The following is a 25,652-nucleotide window of genomic DNA, read 5'->3' as shown; positions in this document are numbered from 1 at the left end:
TGGTGCGCCCGCCCGCCGGTGCCCGCGCGGTCCCGGGCTCCCGCGGGTGTGACGTCGGTGACACGGCGCGCCCGGTGCCGATGAGTTCCGCCGTGGGCCAGGGTCTCCCCGACGACACCGACCGACCCGGACGGGCCGACCGCCGGACCAGCAGTGAGGAGCACGACATGGGCGTCATCAGGGTGCACGAGTTCACCACCGTCGACGGGGTGGTCGACGCCCCGATGTGGACGGTGGACTACGGCTTCCCCGACGACCTCGCCGCCTCGATCGGCGCCATCACCGCGCCGGCGGGCGGCATCCTGCTCGGCCGGACCACCTTCGAGATGTTCGCCCCCGCCTGGTCAACCCGGACCGCCGAGGAGGACGAGGGCGCGCCGTTCTTCAACGACACGACCAAGTACGTCGTCTCCTCGACGCTGACCGACGCGGAGTCGGTGTGGCGCAACTCGACGTCGGTCGGCGGCTACGACCCCGCGCGGATCCGCGAGCTGAAGGCCGACCGCGACCTCTACGTGAGCGGCAGCGCCACGCTGGTGCGGGCGCTGGTCGCCGACGGCCTGGCCGACGAGCTGCACCTCTACGTCTACCCCGTCGCCGTCGGGCAGGGCATCCGGCTGTTCCCCGAGGGCACCGCGCAGAAGCTGGCGCTGCTGGACGTGGAGAAGCTCAGCAACGGGGTGGCGCACCTGACCTACGGTCCCGCCTGACCGACCGGCCTGACCGACGACGAGAGGGCCGGTCCCGTACGGGACCGGCCCTCTCGTGTGCGTGGGCGATACTGGGTTCGAACCAGTGACCTCTTCGGTGTGAACGAAGCGCTCTACCACTGAGCCAATCGCCCGCTGCGCCGTCCATGATGCCAGACGCTCAGCGCCACAGGGGCACCCACCCCGGCACCCAGTCGGGCACGCCGGTCAGGTGCAGGACGACGACGATGGCGCCGTAGACGAACGCCGCAGTCAGCGCGCCGATGCCCAGCCGCACCCAGATCGGCTGGCGGCCCAGCCAGTCGGTCCAGGCCCGGACGTTGCGCCGCGTGAAGTCCAGCAGCCGCTCGGCCCACCGGAACTCGGTGGCGAGGACGACCAGACCGGCGATGACGGTCAGCCAGCCGGGGCCCGGCAGCGGGATGGTGGCCAGGCCGAGCGCGACGACCAGGCCGCCGACGATCCCGACGACGACGCGGTAGGCGGAGTCGATCGACCGGCGGGCGGCCACGCGCCGGCGCCAGCGGGTCCCGGCGACGCGCTCGCGCAGGCTGTGGCGCCCGTCCTGCGCGGCCTGCTCCCGCCGCTGCCCCGCGCCCTGCCGTTCCGCCGCCTCCTGCGGGAGGGGCGGCACGGTGTCCTGTCCGCTCAGCTGGTCACCTGCCCTCGCGCCACCACGTCCGACGGTTCCGCCGGCACCTGCCGACCGGGCTCGATGCTGATCGCGTACTCGGCGTACGCATCGCTCCCGGTCGGGGCGGAGCCTACGGTCCGCAGGTCGGTCTGCGGGGAGATCACGTCGAAGGTGCCCAACGCCACCGGTCCGTCCCCGGCGATCCCCCACACGACGTAGGTGCTGTCGCTGCTGTCGTTCACCCGCAGCCCGTCGGTGACCACCTGCACCCGGCCGTCGCGGGCGACCACCGTGGCGAGCACGTCCTGCCCGTCGGTGTCGACCACCGGCGCGATGGCCGCCCGGCCCGGCTCCAGCAGCGCGTCGATGACCTCCGCCTGCCGGGCCGCGACCGCCTGCGCGTCGTCGCGTGCCGACCCGAGGACGACGGTCCAGGTGCCCAGCGCCAGGATCGCGGCCACCGCGGCCGCCACCAGCGCGTTGGGCAGCACCCGCCGCCACACCGACCGGGGGTCGGCGCCCGGGCCCGCGGCCGGGGAGGCGTAGTCCGGGAAGCCGGTGGCCCGCCGGCCGGCGGCCGTCGACCCGGACGCCGTCGACCCGGACGCCGTCGACCCGGCGCCGGGGACGTCGGTGCGCCGCCGGCCGCCCGGGGGTGCGGCGGGCACCGGCGGGAGGGCCGGTGGGGCCGGCTCCGCGCCGGCCGGGGGAGGCACCTGCCCGGTGCGCTCGACGGCGTCCCGCAGCCGGTCGCGCAGCCGTTCGGAGGGCTCGGCCGCCGGCAGGTCACCGGCGAGCGCGGACATCACCTCGGCGGTCTCGGCGACCGTGCGCGCGCACCGGGGGCAGGTGGCCAGGTGGGCCCCGAAGACCGCCTCGTCCTCGGGCTCGAGCGCGTGCAGCGCCCAGCCGACCGCGAGCTCGTCGAAGGTCTGGTGGTCGTCGTGCCGCGCGCTCACCGGGCGCCCCCGTCGAGCGCCGCGGGGTCGCTGAGCGCGCCCCCGGCCGTGGCACCGGCCACCGTGCCGAGCTCCTCCTTCAGCCGGCGCATGCCGGCGAGCATGCGGGTCTTCACCGTGCCCAGCGGGGCGCTGGTCAGTGCCGCCACCTCCCGCTGGGTGTACCCGCCGTAGTAGGCCAGCGTCAGCGCCTCGCGCTGGGCGTCGGGCAGGGCGCCCAGCGCCAGCCGCACCCGCTCGGACACCACCCGGCTCCAGGCCTCGTCCTCGACGTCGTGGGTGCCGGTGGGCGCGCGCAGCGCCAGGTCGTCCTCGGCCCGGGACTGCCGGCGCCGGTGCGCCTCCTCGCGGCGGACCGCGTCGACCGCCTTGTGGTGCACCATCGCCATCAGCCAGGAGGAGAAGCTGCCGCGGGCGCCGTCGTAGGCGTGCGGGTCGCGCCACACGCTCAGGAACACGTCCTGCACGACGTCCTCGGCGAGCGTGTCGTCGGCCAGGATCCGCCGGGCGAGGGCGAAGGCCGGGCGGCGGAACCGGTCGTAGAGGTCGTCGACGGCACCTCGGTCCCCCGCGCGCACCCGCAGCACGAGGTCGGCGTCACCGGGATCGCCCTCCGGTCGTCGTGCCGGACGCGTCACGGACCCCATCGTCACACGACGGGTTCGACAGGCACACTCATCCCGGTTCACACGCCACGGGACGGGTACCGACAGGGCACCCGGACGGATGACACGGCCGGGCGTCGGGACGCGCACCGTCCTGTCGTACCGGTCGATGGAGAGGTCATGTCGCACCGCGCTACCCCCGGGTACTCCGTCCCCACGACGCTGCACCTGGTCGGCCCCGGCTCGTGGACAGAGGTGCCGGCCGTGCTGTCCTACGAGGTGAGCGACCCCTTCGCGGTCCGGATCGGGTTCGGCGAACCCGGCGACCCGGCCGACGACGGCATCACCTGGCTGCTGGGCCGCGAGCTGCTGGCTGCGGGCCTCGAGCACCCCGCCGGCGACGGCGACGTGCGGCTGTGGCCGGCCCGCACCAGCGGCGACGTGCTGTACCTGCACCTGCGGGCCCCCTCCGGCGAGGCGCTGTTCGAGCTGTCCCGCGCCACGGTGGCCGCCTTCCTGCAGCAGACCGAGGCCCTGGTCCCGACCGGCCAGGAGACCGCGGCCCTCGACGTCGACGAGGAGCTGGCCGTGCTGCTCGGCGGCGGCGACCCCGGCGCGCGCTGACCCCCCGGGGGGACCCCCCGTGAAAGCCCCCGTGCGGGTCGGGTATGGTTCTCCCTGCACGACAGCAACGCGGACGTGGCTCAGTTGGTAGAGCATCACCTTGCCAAGGTGAGGGTCGCGGGTTCGAATCCCGTCGTCCGCTCGGGACCTCGAGCGCTGGTCGCACCACCGGCGCTCGTGTGTGCGGTGGAGTGGCCGAGAGGCGAGGCAACGGCCTGCAAAGCCGTCTACACGGGTTCAAATCCCGTCTCCACCTCGCCTCCTCGCCGAGGGCGGTGGAGCGGGCCGGTCACACGACCGGACTCGGGCGATTAGCGCAGTGGTAGCGCGCTTCCCTGACACGGAAGAGGTCACTGGTTCGAACCCAGTATCGCCCACCAGCACGGGAGCCCCGGACCACGCGGTCCGGGGCTCCCGTCGTCCCGGGGCCGGCCCGGGGCCGGCTCAGCCCCGCTCCCCCGCGGCCGGGGCGACGTGCTCGGCCCACAGGTCCTCGACCTGCCGGGCGAGCGCGTCGGGGTCGCCGCTGTTGTCCAGGACGACGTCGGCGACCGCCCGGCGCTGCTCGTCGGTGGCCTGTGCGGCGATGCGGGCCCGGGCGTCGTCCTCGGACAGCCCGCGCCGCACCAGGCGGGCCAGCCGCGTCTCCAGGTCGGTCTCGACCACCAGCACGAGGTCGAACCGGCCGGCCTGCCCGGTCTCCACCAGCAGCGGCACGTCCTGGACGACGACGGCGTCCGGCGGCGCCGCCGCGACCACCTCCTGCGCCCGCGCCCGCACCAGCGGGTGGACGATCCCGTCGAGCCGGGCGCGCGCCTGCGGGTCGCGGAAGACGATCGACGCCAGCGCCGCGCGGTCCAGTGCGCCGTCGGCGGTGAGCACCTGCGGCCCAAACGCGTCGGCGACGGCGGCCAGGCCCGGTGTGCCCGGCTCGACCACCTCCCGCGCGATCGCGTCGGAGTCGACCACCAGCGCCCCGCGGGCGGCCAGCAGCGCGGCCACCGTGCTCTTCCCCGATCCGATCCCGCCGGTCAACCCGATGCGCAGCACGCACGGACCGTAACCAGCGCGCAGGACGCGGTCACGGACGGGTAACACCCGCCCGCCCTGCCCGGCGCGTCGCACCAGTCACACCCGTCACTCCTCATAACGTCCGCCCCGGCGGTTCCCCACGGAGGGGGACCCGGCCGAGAGAGGCAGGCACCACGATGTCGCTGACCCGCACCACTGCCGCGACCACCGGCACCGGCTCCCGCGCCCGCGGCCGGCACCGGGTGGAGCGCGCCGGCGGCATCCGGGTCGCCGACCTGCCCGCCGTCCGCGAGCGCCTCGTGGTGGAGGCCGCCGCGCCGGCCCGCCGCAGCTTCTGGAGCTGGCTGCTCGACGCCGCCCCGGCCGGCCGCCACACGTGGCAGTCGCTGGCCGCCGCCGGTGGCCGGCCGCGCTCGGCGTTCGCCATCATCCTCAGCCTCTAGCCCGGGTCTGCCCGCCCGGACGGGGATGCCGGGCGAGCGCCCGCCCTCCGCAGGTCTGACGACACGGCCCGCGGACGCGACAGAGGCCCAGGACCTGTGCAGGTCCTGGGCCTCTGTCGTCGATCAGACCGTCAGCCGGTCAGCGGGTCACTCCCCGCCGGCGAGCTTGGCCCGCAGCGCGGCGAGCGCCTCGTCGCTGGCCAGCGTGCCACCGGAGGTGTCGCCGGTGGTGGCGGTGTCACCGCCGGAGGAGTAGTTGCCCCCGGCAGCGGCCTCGGCGTCGGCCTCGCGGGCCGCGGCGATCTGCTTGCGGTGCGCCTCGAAGCGGGCCTGGGCCTCGGCGTACTGCCGCTCCCAGGTCTCGCGGGCCTCCTCGTAACCCTCGAGCCACTCGCCGGTCTCCGGGTCGAAGCCCTCGGGGTAGATGTAGTTGCCCTGCTCGTCGTAGGACGCGGCCATGCCGTAGGCGGCGGGGTCGAACTGCTCCTCGTCGCCGATGACGCCCTCGTTGGCCTGCTTGAGCGACAGCGAGATGCGGCGCCGGTCGAGGTCGATGTCGATGACCTTGACCAGGAGCTCGTCGCCGACCTGCACGACCTGCTCGGGGATCTCCACGTGGCGCTCGGCCAGCTCGGAGATGTGGACCAGGCCCTCGATGCCCTCGTCGACCCGGACGAACGCGCCGAAGGGCACCAGCTTGGTGACCTTGCCCGGCACGACCTGGCCGATCTGGTGGGTGCGGGCGAACTGACGCCACGGGTCCTCCTGCGTCGCCTTCAGCGACAGGGAGACCCGCTCGCGGTCGAGGTCGACGTCGAGGACCTCGACGGTGACCTCCTGGCCGACCTCGACCACCTCGGACGGGTGGTCGATGTGCTTCCAAGACAGCTCGGAGACGTGCACGAGGCCGTCCACGCCGCCGAGGTCGACGAACGCGCCGAAGTTGACGATCGAGGAGACGACGCCGGTGCGCACCTGGCCGCGGGCGAGCTTGTTGAGGAACTCGCTGCGGACCTCGGACTGCGTCTGCTCCAGCCACTGCCGGCGGGACAGGACGACGTTGTTGCGGTTCTTGTCGAGCTCGATAATCTTGGCCTCGAGCTCGCGGCCCACGTAGGGCTGCAGGTCGCGGACGCGGCGCATCTCGACCAGCGAGGCGGGGAGGAACCCGCGCAGGCCGATGTCGAGGATGAGACCGCCCTTGACGACCTCGATGACGGTGCCGGTGACGACCTCGTCGGCTTCCTTCTTGGCCTCGATCGTGCCCCAGGCGCGCTCGTACTGGGCGCGCTTCTTGGACAGGATCAGGCGGCCTTCCTTGTCCTCCTTCTGGAGGACGAGGGCTTCCACCTCGTCGCCGACCTTGACGACCTCGTTGGGGTCGACGTCGTGCTTGATGGACAGCTCGCGCGAGGGGATGACGCCCTCGGTCTTGTAGCCGATGTCCAGCAGCACCTCGTCCCGGTCGACCTTGACGATGACGCCTTCGACGATGTCGCCGTCGTTGAAGTACTTGATCGTCTGGTCGATCGCGGCGAGGAAGTCCTCGGCGGTGCCGATGTCGTTCACCGCGATCTGGGGGGTGCTGTCAGGACGGACCTGGGTGGAGGTCATGTGGTCGAGTGCTCCGGACGGGGGATGCGTAGGGACGGGGGTACCGCGGCCGGGTGACCGCGGGAGCGGGGAGAGCCGGCGCGCGCCGATCCCTTGCGGGTACAGCACTGACAGACCTCTGGCGCATTCCCATGGTACGGACGCGGGCGCACGCGGGTCCACCTGGGTGGGCGACCTCTGCCCGTCGCCCGCGGCGTGTCACGATCGGCGTGTCATGAGCCTGCCGCCCGCGCTCCCCCTGGGCCCCGACGGCTACCCCGCCGCGGGTGGGGTCGAGCGCCGGCCGGCCGGCGCCGCGGAGTCGGCGCGGGCCAACCGCGGCTGGTGGGACGCCGCCGCGCCGGCCTACCTCGCCGAGCACGGCGCCGACCTGGGCGACGTCGACTTCCTCTGGTGCCCGGAGGGGCTGCGGGAGGCCGACGCGCACCTGCTCGGCGACGTCGCCGGGCGGCGGGTGCTCGAGATCGGCTGCGGCTCCGCGCCGTGCGCGCGGTGGCTGCGCCGGGCCGGGGCCGACGTCGTCGCGGTGGACCTGTCGGCGGGGATGCTGGCGCGCGCCGCGGAGCTCAACCGGTCCACCGGGGTGGCCGTGCCGCTGCTGCAGGCCGACGCCGGCGCGCTGCCGCTGGCGGGGGCCTCCTTCGACGTCGTCTGCTCGGCGTTCGGCGGCCTGCCGTTCGTGGCCGACGTCGAGGGGGCGCTGGCGGAGGCGGCCCGGGTGCTGCGGCCGGGCGGGCGGCTGGCCGCCTCGGTCAACCACCCCTTCCGCTGGCCGCTGCCGGACTCCCCCGACCCCGACGACCTGCGGGTCGTGTCGTCCTACTTCGACCGCCGGCCCTACGTGGAGACCGACGGCGAGGGGCGCACGGTCTACGTCGAGCACCACCGCACGGTCGGCGACTGGGTGCGCGCGGTCGTCGGCGCGGGCCTGGTGCTCGACGACCTCGTCGAGCCGGAGTGGACGCCGGGGCGCACGCAGGAGTGGGGGCAGTGGTCACCCGCCCGGGGCGCGCTGGTCCCCGGCACGCTCATCGTGGTGGCGCACCGGCCGTGACCGCACCGCCCGTGGCCGCACCGGCCGGGACCTGCCCCGCCGGGACCGGGCGGACGTCGCGGGCGCCGGACAGCTCGTGGCCAGCGTCGCAGACCAGGGCGAGGTGCACCCGCTCGCCGCAGTCGCGGTGCCGCAGCTCCAGGGGCGCCTCGCCGTCCTCGGCCAGGTACCGGTCGCCCCAGGCCATGAGCGCGACGAGCGCCGGGTAGAGGTCGAGGCCCTTCTGGGTCAGCCGGTACTCGTGCCGCTGCCGCTCACCCTGCGCCTGGTACGGGACCCGCCGCAGGATCCCCTCGGCCACCAGCGTGTTCAGCCGGTCGGTCAGCACCGCCCGTGGCGCGCCGAGCACCCGCTGGAGGTCGGCGAACCGGCGCACGCCGAGGAACGCCTCGCGCAGCACCAGCAGGCTCCACTTCTCCCCGACGACGGCCAGCGTGCCCGCCACCGAGCAGCGCGACCGGTCCCAGGCGGCTTCGTCCACGGGCCCAGCATACCGCGCTGAGTTCGCTTGACGAACTCACTCCGGAAGAGCATAGTTCATCCCACGAACCCAGGAGGTCGGGATGGACATCACCGTCGACACCAGGCCCGTCCGGCCGGACGACGCCCCGCTGTTCTGCCGGCTGTGGGACCGGCTCTCCCCCGAGACGGTCTACCGGCGCTTCCACGCCCCGCTGCACCGGCCGCCGTTCGGCGCGGCCCGGCTCGTCCAGGTCGACCACGACCTGCGCGAGGCGCTGGTCGCGGTCGTCGGTGGCGAGGTCGTCGGCGTGGCGCGCTACGACCGCTCCCCCGAGGACCCCGCCACCGCCGACGTCGCCGTCGTGGTCGAGGACGCCTGGCAGGGCGTGGGCATCGGCCGCCAGCTGCTGGGTGAGCTCACCGAGCTGGCCGCCCGGCGCGGGGTGCGTGCCCTCACCGCCGACGTCCAGGCCGACAACGACCGGATGGTCGGTCTGCTGCGCCGGCTGCTCCCGGACGCCGTCCTCACCCCCACCGCCGGCGTCTACGCCGTGCACGGCCCCCTGACCGGCGCACCCGTGCCGGCCGCCGCCTGACCCGAGAGGAGACCGTCGTGTCCCGTCTGCGCACCACCCTCGCCGAGCACCGCCGCGCCCGTGCCCGCCGACGCGAGGACCGCGCTCTCGAGCGCCTGCTCAGCCGGGCGCCGACCGTCGAGTCCGCCCACGAGCTGCACGCGATCGCCGCCCGCCGCTGAGGACCCACCGTCCCGGGGACCGGGTCCGGCCGAGGACGCCGTCCGTCCGGTCGGCCCTGGTCCCACCCCGGCTCCCCAGCTCAGCGCGGGGCGAGGCGGCGGCCCCCGAGCAGCGGTAGCCCCGCGACGAGGACGCCGGCGCCCACCGCGGCCCACAGGGCTGCACCGGGACCGCCGTGGTCGATCAGCGCACCCCCGACCGCCGAGCCGAGGGCGATGCCCGCGAAGACGCCCACGCCGAGCCAGGTGTACGCCTCGGTCAGGTTCGGGGCCGGCACGACGAGCGGGACCAGCGTGTTGCCCGTGATCAGGGCCGGGGCGTTCGACGTGCCGGCGACGACCAGCGCCGCGGTCGTCGCCAGCAGCGACCCCGACCCCGCGACGACGGCGACCAGGGCCGCGCCGACAGCCATCGCGACGGCACTGACCTGCAACCGGGTCGACGGGGCGGTCCGCCACGTCCGGGCCCCGTAGAGGACGCCGGCCGCGAGGCTGCCGGCCGCCCACAGCCCGAGCATCGTCCCGGCCGCTCCCGGCGCCTGCTGCTGGCCGGCCAGGGCGACGACCCCGACCTCGACGAAGCCGAACAGCGCCCCGATCGCCGCGGAGGTGCCGACCAGCACGAGCAGTCCGGCGCTGCTCAGGGCCCAGCCGTGCCGGACCGGCACGCCGTCCCCTCCGCGCCCACCGCTCGCGGCCGGTCCGGGCCGGTGCCGGGCCGGTTCCGTGCGGCGCTGCGCGAGGAACAGCCCGGTGCCCACGACGGCCAGCCCGAGCGCGGTGAGCAGCCCCGCCGCCGGGGCGACGGCGGTCGCCAGGACCGTGACCAGCACGGGACCGACGACGAACACCGCCTCCTCGACCAACGACTCCAGGGCCAGGGCGCGCTCCCGCTGCGACGGGTCGTCGAGCAGCGCCGTCCACCGGGCCCGCGCGAGGGCGCCCGCCTGCGGCAGGGAGGCGCCCACGACCAGCGCTGTCCCGACCAGGAGCCAGGCCGGCGCGCCCGCCAGGCCCGCGACCACCAACCCGCCCACGGCCGCGGCGTGCACGAGGACCTGCGGCAGCACGACCGCGCGCTGCCCGTGCACGTCGACCAGGCGCGAGACCTGCGGACCGGCGACGCCCTGCGCGACGGAGACCGCACCGGCCACCAGCCCCGCGACGGCGTAGGACCGGCCGAGCTGCACCAGCAGCAGCACCGAGCCCAGGCCGAGCATCGCCTGCGCCAGCCGCACCAGCGTGGCCGACGCACTGAACGCGAACGCGCCGGGCACCCGGAGCACCGCCACGTAGCCGGCCAGCCCGGCAGTGGCCATGCCACGCTCCTCACTCCGCTGGGACGGCCCTCCTGCAGGGCCCCGCCGCGAGCCCGGTGACGTGCTGGAACGGCCCTCCTGCAGGGCCCCGCCGCGAGCCTGCGAGCGGTGGGGGGGCAGGAGGGTCCTTCCTCAGTGGGCGGCGGCGTCCCAGCTGCGGCCGATGCCGACCGACACCTCCAGCGGCACCGACAGCTGCGCCGCGCCCGCCATCTCGCGGCGGACGATGGCCTCCAGCGCCTCCCGCTCCCCCGGCGCCACCTCGAGGACCAACTCGTCGTGCACCTGCAGGAGCATCCGGGAGGTCAGGCCCTCGGCCTCGATGGCCCGCTCCACGCCGAGCATCGCGACCTTGATGACGTCGGCCGCCGAGCCCTGGATGGGCGCGTTGAGCGCCATCCGCTCGGCCATCTGCCGCCGCTGCCCGTTGTCGCTGGTCAGGTCGGGCAGGTAGCGGCGCCGCCCCAGGGTGGTCTCGGTGTAGCCGCTGAGCCGGGCCTCCTCGACGACGCCGTCGAGGTAGTCGCGGATCCCGCCGAAGCGCTCGAAGTAGGCGTGCATCTGCCCGCGCGCCTCCTCCGGGGTGATGCGCAGCTGCTGGGCCAGCCCGTAGGCGCTCAGCCCGTAGGCCAGGCCGTAGCTCATCGCCTTGATCCGGCGGCGCATCTCCGGGTCGACCTGCTCGATCGGGATGTCGTAGGCCCGCGAGGCGACGAAGGAGTGCAGATCCTCCCCCGAGGTGAAGGCCTCGATCAGTCCCTCGTCGCCGGACAGGTGCGCCATGATCCGCATCTCGATCTGGCTGTAGTCCGCCGTCATCAGCGACTCGTGGCCGGCCCCGACGACGAACGCCTGCCGGATGCGGCGGCCCTCGGCGCTGCGGATCGGGATGTTCTGCAGGTTCGGGTCGATGGAGGACAGCCGGCCGGTGGCGGCCACGGTCTGCTGGAACGTGGTGTGGATGCGCCCGGCGTCGTCGACCATCGGGATCAGGCCGTCGATGACCGTGCGCAGCCGGGTGACGTCGCGGTGGCGCAGCAGGTGCTCGAGGAAGGGGTGCCCGGTCTGCGCCAGGAGCCAGGTGAGGGCGTCGGCGTCGGTGGTGTACCCGGACTTGATCTTCTTCGTCTTGGGCAGGCCGAGCTCGTCGAAGAGCACCGCCTGCAGTTGCTTGGGCGAGCCGAGGTTGATCTCGTGGCCGATCACCGCGTACGCCTCGGCGGCCGCCGCGGCCACGCCGTCGGCGAACTCCCGCTGCAGCTCGGCGAGCAGGTCGGTGTCGACGGCGATGCCGCGCTGCTCCATCCGCGCCAGGACCCGGGTCAGCGGCAGCTCGAGCTCGTCGAGCAGGTGGTCGCCGCCCTTCTGGCCGAGCACCTGCTCCAGGGCGTCGGAGAGGTCGTTGACCGCCACGGCCTTGAGGACGTCGGCGTGCGCGGCCTCGGCGGCGAGGTCGGCCTCGCTGGGGCCCATGCCGTCGAGGGTCAGCTGCGCCTCGGGCGCCGCGTCGTCCTTGAGCTCGCGGCGCAGGTACCGCACGGCGAGGTCGGCGAGGTCGAAGGAGCGCTGCCCGGGCGTGGCCAGGTACGCCGCCAGCGCCGTGTCGCTGACCAGGCCCTGCAGGTCCCAGCCGCGGGCCCACATCGCCAGCAGCGGGCCCTTGACGTCGTGGGCGACCTTCTCGGCGGCCGGGTCGGCCAGCCAGCCGGCCAGCGCCTGCTCGTCGGCGGCGTCGAGGTCGGGGCCGCAGTCGACGAAGACGGCGTGGTCGTCGGCGGCGGCCAGCGCCAGGCCGGCCAGCTCCCCGGTGCCCCGTCCCCACGTGCCGCGGAGGACCAGGCCGGTGCGGCCGGTGCGGGCGTGCGCGTCGAGCCAGGCGCCCAGCCCGCCGGCGGGGACGTCGTCGGCGGTGACGTCGAAGCCGCCCTCGACCTCCGGCTCGGCGCTGCTCAGCGTGGCGAACAGCCGGTCGCGCAGCACCCGGAACTGCAGGTTGTCGAAGAGGGTGTGCACCTCGTTGCGGTCCCAGGCGCGCACGGCGAGGTCCTGCGGGCCGACCTCGAGGGGCACCGACCGGTCGAGCTCGGTCAGCCGCCGGTTCTGCAGCACCGAGGACAGGTGCTCGCGCAGCTTCTCGCCGACCTTGCCCTTGACGGTGTCGACGCGGTCGACGAGCTCGTCGAGGGAGCCGTACTCGCGGACCCACTTGGCCGCCGTCTTCTCCCCCACGCTCGGGATGCTGGGCAGGTTGTCGCTGGGGTCGCCCCGCAGCGCGGCGAAGTCGGGGTACTGCCGCGGCGTGAGCCCGTACTTGGCCTCGACCTCCTCCGGGGTGAACCGGGTGAGGTCGGAGACACCCTTGCGCGGGTAGAGCACGGTGACGTGCTCGTTCACCAGCTGCAGCGCGTCGCGGTCGCCGGTGCAGATGAGCACGTCCATGCCCTGCTCGACGGCCTGCACGGTGAGGGTGGCGATGACGTCGTCGGCCTCGAAGCCCTCGGCGGTCACGACCGGGACGTGCAGGGCGGCCAGCACCTCCTGGATGAGGCTCACCTGGCCGCGGAAGCCGGTGGGGCTCTCGGTGCGGTTGGCCTTGTACTCGGCGTAGATCTCGTTCCGGAACGTCTTGCGCCCGACGTCGAAGGCCACGGCGAGGTGCGTGGGCTGCTCGTCGCGCAGCACGTTGATCAGCATCGACGTGAAGCCGTAGACGGCGTTGGTCGGCTGCCCGGTCGTGGTGGAGAAGTTCTCCACCGGGAGCGCGAAGAACGCCCGGTAGGCCAGTGAGTGCCCGTCGAGCAGCAGCAGCCGCGGCCGCGTCTCCGGACTGGAGGGGACGGCGGGCGCGGGGGTGGTCACCGGAGCGGACATCACCGGTGATCGTATGTCGGGCCACCGACGTCCACGGCCGATGGCTAGCGTCCCGGGGATGACCACACCTGCCCCCGACTGGCTGCCGCTGACCGAGCCGGGACCCCTCGACGACAAGCTGGGCATCCGCATCGTCGACTTCACGCCCGACCGCCTCGTCGCCACCATGCCGGTGGAGGGCAACCAGCAGCCCTTCGGCCTGCTGCACGGCGGCGCCACCTGCGCCCTGGTGGAGTCGGTCGGGTCGTGGGCGGCGGCGATCAACGCCGGGCCCGGCCGCAGGGCCGTCGGCGTCGAGCTCAACGCCAGCTACCTGCGCGCGGCCACCTCGGGCACGGTCACCGCCGTCTGCACCCCCGCGCGCATCGGGCGGACGCTGTCGACGTTCCTCGTGCAGGTCACCGACGAGTCCGGCCGCACCACCGCCACTGCCCGGCTGACCTGCGCGATCGTCCCCGCCTGACCCCGGCGGGGCGTCCCTCAGCGCTCGACGGCGACGGGCAGCGCCCGCGGCGGCAGCGGACGGCGGCGCGGCAGCCGGCGCGGCACGGGCAGTCCGCTGCGCTGCCAGGTCGCCAGCGCCCGGCTCAGCGTCTCGCGCGGCACGATCCGGCGCGTCGTCAGCGGCGCGAAGCCCATCCGCGCGAAGAACCGCTGCCGCTCGGCCTCGTGCCCGCCCACCGAGGCCACCACGTGCAGCGCCCCGAGCTCCCCGGCGTAGCCGGCCGCGGCGGCCAGCAGCGCGGTGCCCGCGCCGCGGCGGCGGTGCTCGCGGTGGACGACGAGGTTGTCGACGGTGACCTGGGGGACGCCGAGCACCGTCGACAGCGGGTCGAGCCCGAGCACGGCCAGGCCCACGACCACCTCGCCGGCGGAGTCGGCGCCCGGCGCGTTGGCCCCCGGGAGGACGGCGAGGACGACGCGGTGCCCGGGGTCGGACAAGAGCCGGCGGAAACCCACCGCCGCGGCGGCCCCCGGGGTCTGCCCGGTGAGCACCCCCTCGGCGTGCGCCTCTGCCCGGTGCTGGCGCACCAGCGCGAGGACCGCGGGCAGGTCCTCCGGGCGCGCCGTGCGCGTGCTGACGCGGGACCACTGACCGGTTGCTGGCACGGGAGTCCTCCCCTGGGCGGTGCCGGGATCGTGCACCCGGCAGCGCCCCGGACCCCCGCCGACGCGCCGGGACGGGACGGGAGTGACACCTGCCGACGGTCCCGCGCAGGTCGCGCTCAGGTCACAGGACGGCGTCGGGAGGTGGGGACCCAAGGGCCCTGGGTTACCGTCACGCCCCACCGCACGCTGTGACGGTCGGCACTGCCGTGCCCGTCACCGCTCACCAGACACCGCCACGACCAGGGAGGTTGTGTGAGGCACCCGTCAGCCACTGCCGGGCCACCTCGGCCGCACCGGAGCGCGATCCGCCCGGGCCCGGGGACCGCCCGGAGGGTGCTGCTCCGGCTCCTGCTGGTGCTCGTCGCCGTCACCGGGCTCGCCGTACTCGTCCCCGGCATCGCCAGCGCCGAGGGCGAGCAGGTCCTCGGGACGCTGCAGACCAGCCGGTCAGGCCCCATCGAGGGCGTCGAGGTCACCGTCACCACCGCCGACGGCGAGGAGGTCGACAGCGTCGAGAGCGACGAGGACGGACGCTGGTCGGTCGACCTGCCCGGCCCCGGCGACTACGTCGTCACCATCGACGAGGACGGCCTGCCCGAGGGCGTGAAGCTGGCCGGCACCGACAACCGCACGGTCACCGTGGCCGAGGGCCGCCGCGAGCCGGTGATCATCGGCCTCGAGGACGGCAGCCGGGGCGGCGGCGGGGGCACCGTCCGCGCCGTCCAGCTGCTCGTCGACGGGATCCGCTTCGGCCTGCTCATCGCCATGTGCGCCGTCGGACTGTCGCTGATCTTCGGCACCACCGGGCTGACCAACTTCGCGCACGGCGAGCTGGTCACCATCGGCGCCATCGCCGCCTGGTACGTCAACGTGCAGGGCGGTGTCCCGCTGGTCGCGGCGGCGCTGATCGCGATGGTCGTCGGCGCGGCCGTCGGCGCCCTCAACGAGCTGGGGCTGTGGCGGCCGCTGCGCCGTCGCGGGACCGGCCTCATCGCCGCTCTCGTCGTGTCCATCGGCCTGTCGCTGGTGCTGCGCTACGCCATCCAGATCTTCTACGGCGGCCGGTCCAGCCCGTACCAGGTGTCGACCGGCCGCGCCGTCGACTACGGCCTGTTCACCCTGACCAACCGGGCGCTGATCTCGATCGTCGTCTCGATCGTCGTCCTGGTGCTGGTGGCCCTCATGCTGCAGCGCACCAAGATCGGCAAGGCGATGCGGGCGGTCGCCGACAACCGCGACCTCGCCGCCTCCTCGGGAATCGACGTCAACCGCGTCATCCTCGTGGTCTGGATGATGGGCGGGGCGCTGGCCGCCCTCGGTGGCGTCCTGCTCGGCCTGTCCGACCAGGTGCAGTGGGACATGGGCTTCCGCCTGCTGCTGCTGATGTTCGCCGGCGTCACCCTCGGGGGCCTCGGCACCGCCTACGGCGCCCTGGTGGGCAGCCTGATCGTGGGTGTGTTCGTCCAGATGTCGACCCTCGTCATCCCGAATGACGTGAAGTACGTCGGAGGGCTGCTGCTCTTGATCGTCATCCTCGTCATCCGACCCCAGGGCATCCTGGGCAGCCGGGTCCGGATCGGCTGAGCCATGGGTGACCTCATCGACGCCCTGGCCGTCGCCCTCAAGGCCGGCCTCGGGTTCCAGGCGATCTTCTTCTCGCTGCTCGCCATCGGCCTCAACGTCCAGTTCGGCTACGCCGGCCTGCTCAACTTCGGGCAGATCGCCTTCGCGATGCTGGGCGGCTTCGGCATCGCCATCTCCGTGAGCAAGTGGGGCCTGCCCTTCTGGGTGGGCGTGCTGGTGGGCCTGGCGGCGGCCGTCGTCCTGGCCCTCCTGCTCGGCCTGCCCACGCTGCGGCTGCGCGCGGACTACCTGGCCATCGCCACCATCGCGGCGGCCGAGGGGTTGCGGCTGCTGTTCCGGTCGGTGTCGGCCACGCCGGTCACCAACGGGACCCGTGGCCTGTCGGCCTTCAACGGCGACTTCATCGCCCTGGCCCCGTGGGCCACCAACGAGCGCTATCGCATCCTGGGCACGAGCTGGTCCGGCGGCGAGCTCTGGGTGACGCTCGTCGGGTGGGTGCTCGTGGCCCTGTCCTGCCTGCTGGTCTGGGCACTGGTGCGCAGCCCGTGGGGCCGCGTGCTCAAGTCCATCCGCGAGGACGAGGACGCGGTCCGGTCGCTGGGCAAGAACGTCTACGTCTACAAGATGCAGGCCCTCGTGCTCGGCGGCGTCCTGGGCGCCATCGGCGGGATGGTCTACGCCGTCGGCACCGGCTCGGCCGTTCCTGACCAGTACCAGAACGCGAACACGTTCCTGGCCTACGCCGCCCTGATCCTCGGCGGGGCCGCGCGGGTGCTCGGGCCGGTCATCGGCTCGATCATCCTGCTGTTCATCCTGCAGTTCGCCGACACCGGCCTGCGGCTCCTCATCGACAACGGGATCATCCCCGAGGGGCTGCTGTCGTCCACCGACGTGGCGCAGATCCGCTTCGTCCTGGTCGGGATCGGCCTCATGCTGCTGTTGGTCTTCCGACCGCAGGGCATCCTCGGCGACCGACGAGAGGTGATGCTCGATGCCCGCTGACCCCAACCCCCACGGCGCCACGGCGTCCGGCGCCGGCGCCTCGGGTGCCGGCGCGGCCGGCGCCGGCGCGTCGGGCGCCTCCCTGCAGAAGCCCTCCGGCTGGCAGCGCGGGGACGTCCCCCAGCGGCTGGCACAGACGGCGCTGCGCGACGTCCCCTGGGAGGTCGGCGTCGCCAAGCCGGACCCGGCGATCGTCGTCGACGGCGTGACCCGGACCTTCGGGGGGCTCACGGCCGTCGCCGTCGACCACCTCGAGGTGCAGCGCGGCGGCATCACCGGCCTGATCGGGCCCAACGGAGCGGGCAAGACGACGCTGTTCAACCTGCTGACCGGGTTCGACCAGCCCAACACCGGCACCTGGGAGTTCGACGGCCGGCCGCTGGGCAAGCTCGCTCCGCACCAGGTCGCGCGGCTCGGCGTCGTCCGGACCTTCCAGCTCACCAAGGCGCTGTCCCGGCTGACCGTGCTGCAGAACATGCTGCTCGGCGCACAGGGGCAGCGCGGCGAGAGCTTCTGGCGGGCCCTGGTGCCCGGCACCTGGAAGTCCCAGGAGCAGGCCAACACCGAGAAGGCCATGGACCTGCTGCGGCGGTTCAAGCTCGACGCGAAGAAGGACGACTTCGCCGGCACCCTCTCCGGCGGTCAGCGCAAGCTGCTGGAGATGGCGCGGGCGCTGATGAGCGACCCGAAGGTCGTCATGCTCGACGAGCCGATGGCCGGGGTGAACCCCGCCCTGACGCAGAGCCTGCTCGGCCACGTCAAGGACCTCCGCGAGGAGGGCATGACGGTGATCTTCGTCGAGCACGACATGGACGTCGTCCGGGACATCAGCGACTGGGTCGTCGTCATGGCCGCCGGCAGGGTGATCGCCGAGGGACCGCCGGAGTCGATCAGCCAGAACCAGGCCGTCGTCGACGCCTACCTCGGGGCGCACCACGACGCGCCCCTCACCGTCGAGGAGGAGGACCAGGTGCTCGCCCAGGCCGAGCGTGAGATCGCCCGCGAGGAGCACGGGGGCGGCGACGTGCTCGGGTCCGACACCACCACCGGGAAGGGCGAGCGATGAGCGAGCCGCTGTTCGAGGTCGACGAGTCCGGCGAGGACCGCACCCGCGCCGACGAGGTCGCCACCACGGCCACCCTCTCCCCCGCGGAGAAGGCCGCCACCCGCGAGGAGCACCTGCGCCTCGCCGAGGGCGCGCTGGTCCGCGCCGACGACCTCGTCGCCGGCTACGTGCCCGGCGTCAACATCCTGCGGGGCTGTGACTTCTACCTGCAGGACGGCGAGCTGGTCGGGATCATCGGCCCCAACGGTGCCGGCAAGTCCACGCTGCTCAAGACGCTGTTCGGGCTCATCCCGGTGCGCTCGGGCTCGGTGCGGCTGCGCGGGGAGGACATCACCTCCGCGCCGGCGCACCGGCTGGTGTCCCTGGGCGTCGGCTACGTGCCGCAGAACAACAACGTGTTCCCCTCGCTCACCATCGAGGAGAACATGCAGATGGGCGTCTACCTGCGGCCGCGGACGTTCAAGGAGCGCTTCGACTACGTCATCGACCTGTTCCCCCTGCTCGGGGAGCGGCGCAAGGGCAAGGCCGGGGCGCTGTCGGGCGGTGAGCGGCAGATGGTCGCCATGGGCCGGGCGCTGATGATGGACCCGTCGGTGCTGCTGCTCGACGAGCCGTCGGCCGGGCTCTCCCCCGCCTATCAGGACGAGGTGTTCATCCGCTGCCGGCGGATCAACGCCACCGGCGTCTCGATCATCATGGTCGAGCAGAACGCCCGCCGCTGCCTGCAGATCTGCGACCGCGGCTACGTGCTCGACCAGGGCCGCAACGCCTACACCGACACCGGGCAGTCGCTCATGACCGACCCGAAGGTGATCGAGCTCTACCTGGGGACGCTCGCCAAGGCGCAGTGACCCGCGGAGGGTCCTCCCTCCCGACCCAGCACGAGGCCGGCGTCCCCCTGGGGCGCCGGCCTCGCTCGTGTTCGTCCGGCCGCCGTCAGCCTCGTGCGGGTGCGGTCCCGGCAGGTCGACGACCTCCCCCCGCCCCGTGGTACCCGACCTGTCGCTGCGGGGTGAGGTCGGGCACCAGGGTGCGAGGACGGACGCCGGCACCGCGGGACCGGGCCGGCACCGTCGGACCTGGCGGGCACGAGCGCACGGCAGAACACGTCAGGGCACGTCCTGGCTCACCGCAGCGCGTCCTGGCTCACCGCCCACGCGTCCTGGCTCACCGCCCACGCGTCCTGGCTCACCGCAGCGCGTCCTGGCTCACCGCCCACCCTGATCCAGGACGCAGCACGATCAGCTGACCTGATCGTGCGGCGGACGACGCGGGCTGCCCGACCGACCGTGGCGCCCCCCGACAGCACAGCGGCCCGGCACCCCCTGAGGGGTACCGGGCCGCTGCCGGGTGGTACGAGGTCAGCGCTGCGCGTTCACAGCGCTCCCAGGGTCGCTCAGCGCTGCGGGCCGATGCCCTGGTCGTTGAGGCCCTGCAGGATCCGGGAGGACTCCTCGAAGCCGATCACGATGATGGCGTCGGGGTTGAAGTCGACCATCTGCTGGACCTCGGCGTCGAAGTTCGCCGCCTGCGGGTCGTAGGTGATGGAGACGATGTCGTCCTCGGACAGACCGGCGCTGACCAGGTTGTTCTTGGTGTTGTCCGCGAGCCCGGTGCCGTAGGGGTCGTTGAGGGCCAGGATCCCCACGGTGTTGTTGCCGTCGGCGATGATCAGGTCGGCGAGGGCGCGGGCCTGCAGCGTGTCCGGCGGGGCGGTGCGGAAGTACAGCCCGTTGTCGTTGTACGTCGTGAACTGGTCGGACGTGTTCGCCGGCGAGAACTGCAGGACACCGGCGCCGGTGATGGCGTCGATGACCGTGAGGCTCACGCCGGAGGACGCCGCACCGATGATCGCGTTCACGCCCGACTGCAGCAGCCGGTCGACGGTCTGGGTGGCGGTGTCGGTCGAGGCGTCACCGGAGTCACCCTCGACGAGCTGAGCCGGCTGGCCCAGGACACCGCCGGCGGCGTTGATGTCGTTGAGCGCGAGCTTGGCGCCGGCGACCTCCGGCGGGCCGAGGAAGGCCAGGTTGCCGGTCAGCGGCAGCAGCGTGCCGATGACCAGCGGGCCGCCGGTCGTGCCCGCCGGGGCGTACGCCGGGCCCTCGTTGGTGCTGGCGTTGGCCTCGTCGCCGGCGATGACGAACTCGGTGGCGTCGTTGTCGAGCTGGTTGTCCTCGCCGAACTGCAGCAGGCCGAAGCTCGCCGCGGCGGGCTCACCGGCGTCGGTGAAGGCCAGCGGGCCCGAGATGCCGTCGTAGTCGACGTTGCCACCGGCGTTGATGATGTCCAGGCATGCCTGGTAGTCCTCGCACTTGTCGCCACCGGCGGTGATGCCGTTGACGTACTCCTTGAAGACGTTGGCGTCGTTGGTCCCCGCCGCCTGCGCGGCCAGCGCGGTGACGATCACCGCGTCGTAGGTCTCACCCGCGTAGTTGTAGTCCTGCAGGTTCGGGTCGACCTCGAGCAGCCGGTCGGTGAAGTCCGAGCCCAGCTCGGTGAGGGGCGTGGTGCCCTTCATGCCGGCGAGCGCGCCGTCCTCGGTGAAGTCCTCACCGAGGGCGTTGCCCATGTTGCCGTCGGTGCCGTAGATGTTGACCTGCTTCTCGCCGCTCGCGGCGTCGCCGCCACCGCCGGAGCGGCCGCCGGACTCCCCGTCGTCCCCGCCACCGCAGGCGGTGAGGGCGATCAGGGCGGCGGACGTGACGGCGATGCTGCGGGCGTAGGTACGCGTGCGCATCCAGCAACTCCCAGTTGTCGTTCGTCGGGTGCGATGGGCCGGGCGCGGACGCGCCGGCCCCGTCAGTCCGCAGAACGTAACCGCTGCCACAGGGAGCGGAAGTGGGTGGGCGGAGACCGTGACGAGGTCGTGACCTGCACCTATCACCCGGGCCACCGCTGTCACTCAGGAGGGTGCACCCTCCGCCGGGGTCGCGTCGCCGGCCAGGATGCGCTCGGCCAGCGCCTTCATCGACGTGCGCTCGTTCATGGCCGTGCGCTGGATGAACCGGAACGCCTCGGCCTCGGTGATCCCCTGCTCGGCCATCAGCCGGCCCTTGGCCTTCTCGACGACCTTGCGGGCCTCCAGCCGCTCCTCGAGCGTGCGCACCTCGCCGTCGAGGGCGGCGATCTCGGTGAACCGGGCGCGCGCCACCTCGATCGCCGGCACCAGGTCGTTCTTCGAGAACGGCTTGACCAGGTAGGCCATGGCGCCGGCGTCGCGGGCCCGCTCGACCAGCTCGCGCTGGCTGAAGGCGGTCAGCACGATGACCGGCGCGATCCGGTCCGAGGCGATCTGCTCGGCGGCGGCGAGGCCGTCGAGCACGGGCATCTGGATGTCGAGGATGACCAGGTCGGGGCCCAGCTCGCGGGCCCGGTCAACGGCGGTCTGCCCGTCGCCGGCCTCGGCGACGACGACGTAGCCCTCCTCCTCGAGCATCTCCTTGAGGTCGAGGCGGATGAGGGCCTCGTCCTCGGCGATGAGGACCCGGGTCGGCTCGCTGCTCACGGGCGCAGAGCCTAGCGACGGCGGCTGGCAGTGGCCGCCCGGCTACGCTGGCCGCGCCGTGACCCCGGTCGCGGCGGCGAGCCCCCGTACCCCAATCGGCAGAGGGAGCGGATTCAAAACCCGCGCAGTGTGCGTTCGAGTCGCACCGGGGGCACCGTGTCGGACTGTCGTCCTCCGGACGACGACCGCGGCCACGTGCCGTCCCCGGCCCCTGCGCAGCCCTCTCCGGCACCCGTCGGGGACCCTCTGGGCCCCGCTCCTCGCACCGCCTCGCAGGGCGGCTCGCGTCCCGGAGTCCTCGTCCTGCGCCGCCTCGCTCCTCGTGGACCCCTCCGGGGCCCACTCGTCGCGGGCAATACTGTGGCCGGGTGAGCGAGCCCGTCCCCCACATGACCCCCGAGCAGTTCCGGCAGCACGGTCACGAGGTGGTCGACTGGATCGCCGACTACTGGACGCGGGTGCAGTCCTTCCCCGTCCGCTCGCGGGTGGCGCCGGGCGACGTCCGCGCCGCGCTGCCGCCGTCGGCCCCCGAGCAGGGCGAGCCCTTCTCTGCGCTGCTGGCCGACCTCGACTCCGTCGTCCTCCCCGGGGTCACCCACTGGCAGCACCCGGGCTTCCTCGCCTACTTCCCGGCCAACACCTCCGGCCCCTCGGTCCTCGGCGACCTGCTGTCGGCCGGCCTCGGGGTGCAGGGCATGTCGTGGGTGACCAGCCCGGCGGCCACCGAGCTCGAGCAGCACGTCCTGGACTGGCTGGTCGACCTCCTCGGCCTGCCCGCGTCCTTCCGCTCGACCGGCAGCGGCGGAGGCGTGGTCCAGGACTCCAGCTCCGGGGCCAACCTGGTCGCGCTGCTGGCCGCGCTGCACCGCGCGAGCGGCGGGGGCACGGTCCGCCACGGCGTCGACCCCGACCGGGCGACGGTGTACGTGAGCGCCGAGACGCACTCCTCGATGGAGAAGGCGGTGCGCATCGCCGGGCTGGGCACCGACGCGATCCGCGTCGTGGAGGTCGACGGCGACCTCGCCATGCGCCCCGCGGCGCTCAGGGCCCGGCTGGAGCGGGACGCCGCCCGCGGCCACACGCCGGTGCTGGTCTGCGCGACGGTCGGGACGACGTCGACCACCGCGGTCGACCCGCTGGCCGGGCTCGGGCCGATCTGCCGCGACGCCGGCGCCTGGCTGCACGTGGACGCCGCCTACGCCGGGGTCAGCGCCGTGGCACCCGAGCTGCGGCCGCTGCAGGCCGGGGTGGAGTGGGCCGACAGCTACACCACCGACGCGCACAAGTGGCTGCTCACCGGCTTCGACGCCACGCTCTTCTGGGTCGCCGACCGCGCCGCGCTCACCGGCGCGCTGGCGATCCTCCCCGAGTACCTGCGCAACGCCGCCACCGAGGCCGGCGCGGTGGTCGACTACCGCGACTGGCAGATCGAGCTCGGCCGCCGGTTCCGGGCGCTGAAGCTGTGGGCGGTGCTGCGCTGGTACGGCGCGGAGGGGCTGCGCGCGCACGTGCGCTTCGGCATCGCCCTGGCCCAGGAGCTGGCCGGCTGGGCGGAGGCCGACGACCGCTTCGACGTCGTCGTCCCGCACCCGCTGTCGCTGGTGTGCCTGCGGCCGCGCTGGCCCGACGACGTCGACGCCGACGTCGCCACCATGACCCTGCTCGAGCGGCTCAACGACGGCGGCGAGGTGTTCCTGACCCACACCACCGTGCGCGGGCAGGTGGTGCTGCGGGTGGCGATCGGCGCGCCGGCGACGACGCGGGCGCACGTCGAGCGGGCGTGGGCGCTGCTGTGCGAGGGCCACGACTGGCTGGCCGCCGACTTCGCCGAGGCCGCCGCCGAGCGCGCCCGCGCCGAGGCCGAGCGCAGGGCGGAGGCCGAGCGCGCCGCCGAGGCCGAGCGCGCCGCCGAGGCCGAGCGCGCCGCCGAGGCGCCTCAGCCCGAGACGGAGGACGCCGGGGAGGACGCGCAGCCGGTCGAGGCCGCCGTCACTCCCCCAGTGACCGGATGAGCCCCTCCTGGGCGACGGTGGCCACGTGCGTGCCGTCGGCGGCCCAGATGCTGCCGAAGCACAGCGCGCGGCCGGCCGTGGCCGCGGGGCTGTCGGTCTCGTAGAGGAACCAGTCGTCGGCCTGCACCGGCGCGTGGAACCAGACGGCGTGGTCGAGGCTGGCCCCGACGTAGCGGCCGCCCCACCCGCCGCCCACCCGCGCCAGCCCGGCCGACAGCAGCGTCAGGTCGGTGACGAAGGTGAGGGCCGCCGCGTGCACCCCGGCGTCGTCGGGCAGGCGGCCGGCCACCCGGAACCAGGCGTGCGACTGCGTGTGCGGCGGCGTCTTCGGGTCGGGGGCGAAGGGGTCGGCCAGCGGCCGCTGCTCCACGGCCCGGCTGATCTCCAGCGCCGGTGCGGCCAGCGCGCCGTGGCCGGCGGCGTGCTCGGCCAGGGAGCGCAGCTCCTCGGGGCCGGGCACCTCGGGCATCGGCCGGGCGTGGGTGACGACGGCGGGCTCGCCGGCGTGGAAGTCGGCGGTCAGCGCGAAGACGGCGACGTCCTCCCCGCGGCGCCGCTGGCAGGCGATCACGCGGCGTGTGGCGAACGACCGGCCGTCGCGGATGCGCTCGACGGAGTAGCGCAGCTCCTCGTGGGGGTCCCCGGGCCGCAGGAAGTAGGAGTGCAGCGAGTGCACCCCGCGCTCTGCCGGCACGGTGCGCACCGCGGCCATGAGCGCCTGCGCGGCGACCTGGCCGCCGAAGATCCGCTGCAGCCGGGTCGTGGGCGTCTGCCCGACGAAGACGTCGGGCGACCGCTCCTCGAGGTCGAGGACGCTCATGAGGGCGGCGGCCTGGGACCCGCCGCCGGTCACGAGTCGGTGCCGACTTCGTGGACGCGGATGAGGTTGGTCGAGCCGACGGTGTTCGGCGGGCTGCCCGCGACGACGACCACCCGGTCGCGCTCGCGCAGCCGCCCGATCGACAGCAGCGAGAAGTCGACCTGGCGGACCATGTCGTCGGTGTGCTGCACCGACTGCACGATGAAGGTCTCCACCCCCCAGGACAGCGCCAGCTGGCTGCGCACGCGGGCGTCGACGGTGAAGGCCAGCAGCGGCTGGCGGGGGTGCAGCGCGGCCAGCCGGCGGGCGGTCTCCCCGGTCTGGGTGAAGGTGGCCAGCGCCTTGACGTCGAGCGCCTCGCCGATGTCGCGGGCGGCCCGGACGATCGCCCCGGACCGCGACCGGGAGCGCCGGGTCAGCTCGGGCACCCACCGGTCGTCGCTCTCGACGGCGGCGATGATCCGCTCCATCGTGCGGACCGCGCCGACCGGGTAGCGCCCCACCGAGGTCTCCCCCGACAGCATCACCGCGTCGGCGCCGTCGAGGACGGCGTTGGCGACGTCGGAGGCCTCCGCGCGGGTGGGCCGGGAGTTGCCGATCATCGACTCGAGCATCTGGGTGGCCACGATGACCGGCTTGTTGCGCTCGCGGGCGGCCTGCACGGCGCGCTTCTGCACCAGCGGGACCTGCTCGAGCGCCAGCTCCACGCCGAGGTCGCCGCGGGCCACCATGACCCCGTCGAACGCCTCGACGATCGCGTCGAGGTTCTCCACCGCCTCCGGCTTCTCCAGCTTGGCGATGACGGGGAGGGTGATGTCCTCCTGGCGCATGATGTCGCGGACCAGCTCGACGTCGTCGGGCGAGCGGACGAACGACAGCGCCACGAAGTCCACCGACAGGTGCAGGGCGAAGCGGAGGTCCTCCTCGTCCTTCTCCGACAGCGCCGGGACGCTCACCGCGACGCCGGGCAGCGACAGGCCCTTGTTGTTGGAGACCTCGCCGCCCTCGACGACCAGGCACCACACGTCCGGGCCGTCGACGGAGACCACCGACAGGGCGAGCTTGCCGTCGTCCACGAGCAGCCGGTCACCGACGCGGGCGTCGTTGGCCAGGCCCTTGTAGGTGGTCGACACCCGCTCGGCGGTGCCCTCGACGTCCTCGACGGTGATGCACACCCGGCTGCCGGTGGCCCAGTGCACCGGGCCGTCGGCGAACGTGCCGAGCCGGATCTTGGGGCCCTGCAGGTCGGCGAGGACGGCGACGGCGTGGCCGGTGGAGTCCGAGGCCTTCCGCACGTTGAGGTAGGCCTGCTCGTGGTCGGCGTGCGACCCGTGGCTGAAGTTGAGCCGGGCCACGTCCATCCCCGCCTCGACGAGGGCGGTGATCTGCTCGAGGGAGCTGGTGGCCGGGCCCAGGGTGCAGACGATCTTCGCGCGGCGGGACATGCCCGAGACGCTAGTCGGCGG

25 protein-coding genes and 5 tRNA genes are annotated in these 25,652 nt (G+C 74.0%); 16 read left to right on the top strand and 14 right to left on the bottom strand.

Annotated elements, in window-relative coordinates; genetic code table 11:
• The first annotated feature begins 167 nt into the window (after positions 1-167).
• A complete protein-coding gene (locus tag ACI780_RS13375) occupies positions 168-710 on the top strand; it encodes a dihydrofolate reductase family protein (protein ID WP_089404902.1) in 543 nt (180 codons plus the stop codon).
• A gap of 62 nt (positions 711-772) precedes the next feature.
• Here ACI780_RS13375 and ACI780_RS13370 read toward each other — a convergent pair.
• The 4 genes from ACI780_RS13370 to ACI780_RS13355 form a co-directional block, all read right to left on the bottom strand.
• Positions 773-844: transfer RNA gene (locus ACI780_RS13370), tRNA-Val, on the bottom strand.
• A gap of 26 nt (positions 845-870) precedes the next feature.
• A complete protein-coding gene (locus ACI780_RS13365; protein WP_457003419.1) occupies positions 871-1,344 on the bottom strand; it encodes a PGPGW domain-containing protein in 474 nt (157 codons plus the stop codon).
• A 14-nt stretch (positions 1,345-1,358) separates the two neighbouring features.
• A complete protein-coding gene (locus ACI780_RS13360; RefSeq protein ID WP_457003417.1) occupies positions 1,359-2,303 on the bottom strand; it encodes an anti-sigma factor domain-containing protein in 945 nt (314 codons plus the stop codon).
• Complete coding sequence (locus tag ACI780_RS13355) at positions 2,300-2,941, bottom strand: sigma-70 family RNA polymerase sigma factor (protein ID WP_457003415.1); 642 nt, start codon at positions 2,939-2,941, stop codon at positions 2,300-2,302. Before ACI780_RS13355 ends, ACI780_RS13360 begins: the two co-directional genes overlap by 4 nt.
• Positions 2,942-3,088: 147 nt before the next feature.
• Between ACI780_RS13355 and ACI780_RS13350 the strand changes: the two genes are divergently transcribed.
• From ACI780_RS13350 to ACI780_RS13335, 4 genes are all read left to right on the top strand, one after another.
• Positions 3,089-3,532, top strand: a complete 444-nt coding sequence (locus tag ACI780_RS13350) for an SsgA family sporulation/cell division regulator (protein ID WP_456871434.1) — start codon at positions 3,089-3,091, stop codon at positions 3,530-3,532.
• Between the two features lie 69 nt (positions 3,533-3,601).
• Positions 3,602-3,674 (top strand) — tRNA-Gly (locus ACI780_RS13345).
• Between the two features lie 43 nt (positions 3,675-3,717).
• Positions 3,718-3,788: transfer RNA gene (locus ACI780_RS13340), tRNA-Cys, on the top strand.
• Positions 3,789-3,837: 49 nt separating this feature from the next.
• Positions 3,838-3,912 (top strand) — tRNA-Val (locus tag ACI780_RS13335).
• A 64-nt stretch (positions 3,913-3,976) separates the two neighbouring features.
• Here ACI780_RS13335 and coaE read toward each other — a convergent pair.
• Positions 3,977-4,582 (bottom strand): dephospho-CoA kinase, encoded by a 606-nt coding sequence (gene coaE / locus ACI780_RS13330; protein ID WP_457003413.1) that lies wholly within the window; start codon positions 4,580-4,582, stop codon positions 3,977-3,979.
• A 158-nt stretch (positions 4,583-4,740) separates the two neighbouring features.
• Between coaE and ACI780_RS13325 the strand changes: the two genes are divergently transcribed.
• A complete protein-coding gene (locus ACI780_RS13325) occupies positions 4,741-5,007 on the top strand; it encodes a hypothetical protein (protein ID WP_457003411.1) in 267 nt (88 codons plus the stop codon).
• A 147-nt stretch (positions 5,008-5,154) separates the two neighbouring features.
• Here the strand turns inward: ACI780_RS13325 and rpsA are convergent, their stop codons facing one another.
• Positions 5,155-6,621 carry a 30S ribosomal protein S1 gene (rpsA, locus tag ACI780_RS13320; protein WP_089404908.1) on the bottom strand — a complete coding sequence of 489 codons (1,467 nt, stop codon included), beginning with the start codon at positions 6,619-6,621 and terminating at the stop codon, positions 5,155-5,157.
• A gap of 214 nt (positions 6,622-6,835) precedes the next feature.
• On the opposite strand from rpsA, the gene ACI780_RS13315 reads away from it, so the two are divergent.
• The gene (locus tag ACI780_RS13315) at positions 6,836-7,675 is read left to right on the top strand and encodes a class I SAM-dependent methyltransferase (RefSeq protein ID WP_457003408.1); all 840 of its coding nucleotides are present in this window, start codon (positions 6,836-6,838) and stop codon (positions 7,673-7,675) included.
• Here the strand turns inward: ACI780_RS13315 and ACI780_RS13310 are convergent.
• On the bottom strand, positions 7,650-8,156 hold the full coding sequence (locus ACI780_RS13310) for a winged helix-turn-helix transcriptional regulator (RefSeq protein ID WP_457003406.1): 507 nt from the start codon (positions 8,154-8,156) through the stop codon (positions 7,650-7,652). The two genes, ACI780_RS13315 and ACI780_RS13310, sit on opposite strands and share 26 nt — an antisense overlap.
• 82 nt (positions 8,157-8,238) lie before the next feature.
• On the opposite strand from ACI780_RS13310, the gene ACI780_RS13305 reads away from it, so the two are divergent.
• Together ACI780_RS13305 and ACI780_RS13300 are read left to right on the top strand one after the other, a co-directional pair.
• A complete protein-coding gene (locus ACI780_RS13305) occupies positions 8,239-8,733 on the top strand; it encodes an N-acetyltransferase family protein (RefSeq protein ID WP_457003404.1) in 495 nt (164 codons plus the stop codon).
• Positions 8,734-8,750: 17 nt separating this feature from the next.
• Positions 8,751-8,894: a hypothetical protein gene (locus ACI780_RS13300; RefSeq protein WP_457003402.1), complete on the top strand. Its 144-nt coding sequence runs from the start codon at positions 8,751-8,753 to the stop codon at positions 8,892-8,894.
• A gap of 80 nt (positions 8,895-8,974) precedes the next feature.
• Here the strand turns inward: ACI780_RS13300 and ACI780_RS13295 are convergent, their stop codons facing one another.
• Together ACI780_RS13295 and polA are read right to left on the bottom strand one after the other, a co-directional pair.
• On the bottom strand, positions 8,975-10,213 hold the full coding sequence (locus tag ACI780_RS13295; protein ID WP_457003400.1) for an MFS transporter: 1,239 nt from the start codon (positions 10,211-10,213) through the stop codon (positions 8,975-8,977).
• Between the two features lie 132 nt (positions 10,214-10,345).
• Entirely contained in the window at positions 10,346-13,084 is a 2,739-nt protein-coding gene (gene polA, locus ACI780_RS13290) for a DNA polymerase I (RefSeq protein WP_457003398.1), read from the bottom strand.
• A 58-nt stretch (positions 13,085-13,142) separates the two neighbouring features.
• Here polA and ACI780_RS13285 point away from each other — a divergent pair, with 58 nt between their 5' ends.
• Positions 13,143-13,547 (top strand): PaaI family thioesterase, encoded by a 405-nt coding sequence (locus ACI780_RS13285; protein WP_457003396.1) that lies wholly within the window; start codon positions 13,143-13,145, stop codon positions 13,545-13,547.
• Positions 13,548-13,564: 17 nt separating this feature from the next.
• Here ACI780_RS13285 and ACI780_RS13280 read toward each other — a convergent pair whose 3' ends face one another.
• Positions 13,565-14,194, bottom strand: coding sequence for a GNAT family N-acetyltransferase (locus tag ACI780_RS13280; protein WP_456871425.1), 630 nt, complete (start codon positions 14,192-14,194; stop codon positions 13,565-13,567).
• Between the two features lie 333 nt (positions 14,195-14,527).
• Here ACI780_RS13280 and ACI780_RS13275 point away from each other — a divergent pair, with 333 nt between their 5' ends.
• The 4 genes from ACI780_RS13275 to ACI780_RS13260 are packed head-to-tail and all read left to right on the top strand — an operon-like array spanning position 14,528 to position 18,697.
• The gene (locus tag ACI780_RS13275) at positions 14,528-15,778 is read left to right on the top strand and encodes an ABC transporter permease subunit (protein WP_456871424.1); all 1,251 of its coding nucleotides are present in this window, start codon (positions 14,528-14,530) and stop codon (positions 15,776-15,778) included.
• A gap of 3 nt (positions 15,779-15,781) precedes the next feature.
• Positions 15,782-16,780 (top strand): branched-chain amino acid ABC transporter permease, encoded by a 999-nt coding sequence (locus ACI780_RS13270; RefSeq protein WP_456871423.1) that lies wholly within the window; start codon positions 15,782-15,784, stop codon positions 16,778-16,780.
• Positions 16,770-17,846 (top strand): ABC transporter ATP-binding protein, encoded by a 1,077-nt coding sequence (locus ACI780_RS13265; RefSeq protein WP_457003393.1) that lies wholly within the window; start codon positions 16,770-16,772, stop codon positions 17,844-17,846. Before ACI780_RS13270 ends, ACI780_RS13265 begins: the two co-directional genes overlap by 11 nt.
• Complete coding sequence (locus ACI780_RS13260; RefSeq protein ID WP_456871421.1) at positions 17,843-18,697, top strand: ABC transporter ATP-binding protein; 855 nt, start codon at positions 17,843-17,845, stop codon at positions 18,695-18,697. Before ACI780_RS13265 ends, ACI780_RS13260 begins: the two co-directional genes overlap by 4 nt.
• Before the next feature lie 545 nt (positions 18,698-19,242).
• On the opposite strand, the gene ACI780_RS13255 is transcribed toward ACI780_RS13260, so the two are convergent.
• Positions 19,243-20,586, bottom strand: a complete 1,344-nt coding sequence (locus ACI780_RS13255) for an ABC transporter substrate-binding protein (RefSeq protein WP_457003391.1) — start codon at positions 20,584-20,586, stop codon at positions 19,243-19,245.
• A 165-nt stretch (positions 20,587-20,751) separates the two neighbouring features.
• Entirely contained in the window at positions 20,752-21,354 is a 603-nt protein-coding gene (locus ACI780_RS13250; protein WP_457003389.1) for an ANTAR domain-containing response regulator, read from the bottom strand.
• An 80-nt stretch (positions 21,355-21,434) separates the two neighbouring features.
• On the opposite strand from ACI780_RS13250, the gene ACI780_RS13245 reads away from it, so the two are divergent.
• Positions 21,435-21,508: transfer RNA gene (locus ACI780_RS13245), tRNA-Leu, on the top strand.
• Between the two features lie 214 nt (positions 21,509-21,722).
• Positions 21,723-23,366, top strand: a complete 1,644-nt coding sequence (locus ACI780_RS13240; protein WP_457003387.1) for an aminotransferase class V-fold PLP-dependent enzyme — start codon at positions 21,723-21,725, stop codon at positions 23,364-23,366.
• On the opposite strand, the gene ACI780_RS13235 is transcribed toward ACI780_RS13240, so the two are convergent.
• Both ACI780_RS13235 and pyk read right to left on the bottom strand, forming a co-directional pair.
• A complete protein-coding gene (locus ACI780_RS13235) occupies positions 23,344-24,186 on the bottom strand; it encodes an acyl-CoA thioesterase (RefSeq protein WP_457003385.1) in 843 nt (280 codons plus the stop codon). The genes ACI780_RS13240 and ACI780_RS13235 overlap by 23 nt on opposite strands.
• A gap of 29 nt (positions 24,187-24,215) precedes the next feature.
• A complete protein-coding gene (pyk, locus tag ACI780_RS13230) occupies positions 24,216-25,631 on the bottom strand; it encodes a pyruvate kinase (protein ID WP_456872330.1) in 1,416 nt (471 codons plus the stop codon).
• Positions 25,632-25,652: the final 21 nt, after the last annotated feature.

This window comes from Geodermatophilus sp. SYSU D00814 (assembly GCF_054050055.1).
The sequence above is the reverse complement of the archived record's forward strand: the minus strand, read 5'-3'. Positions and strand labels throughout refer to the sequence as shown.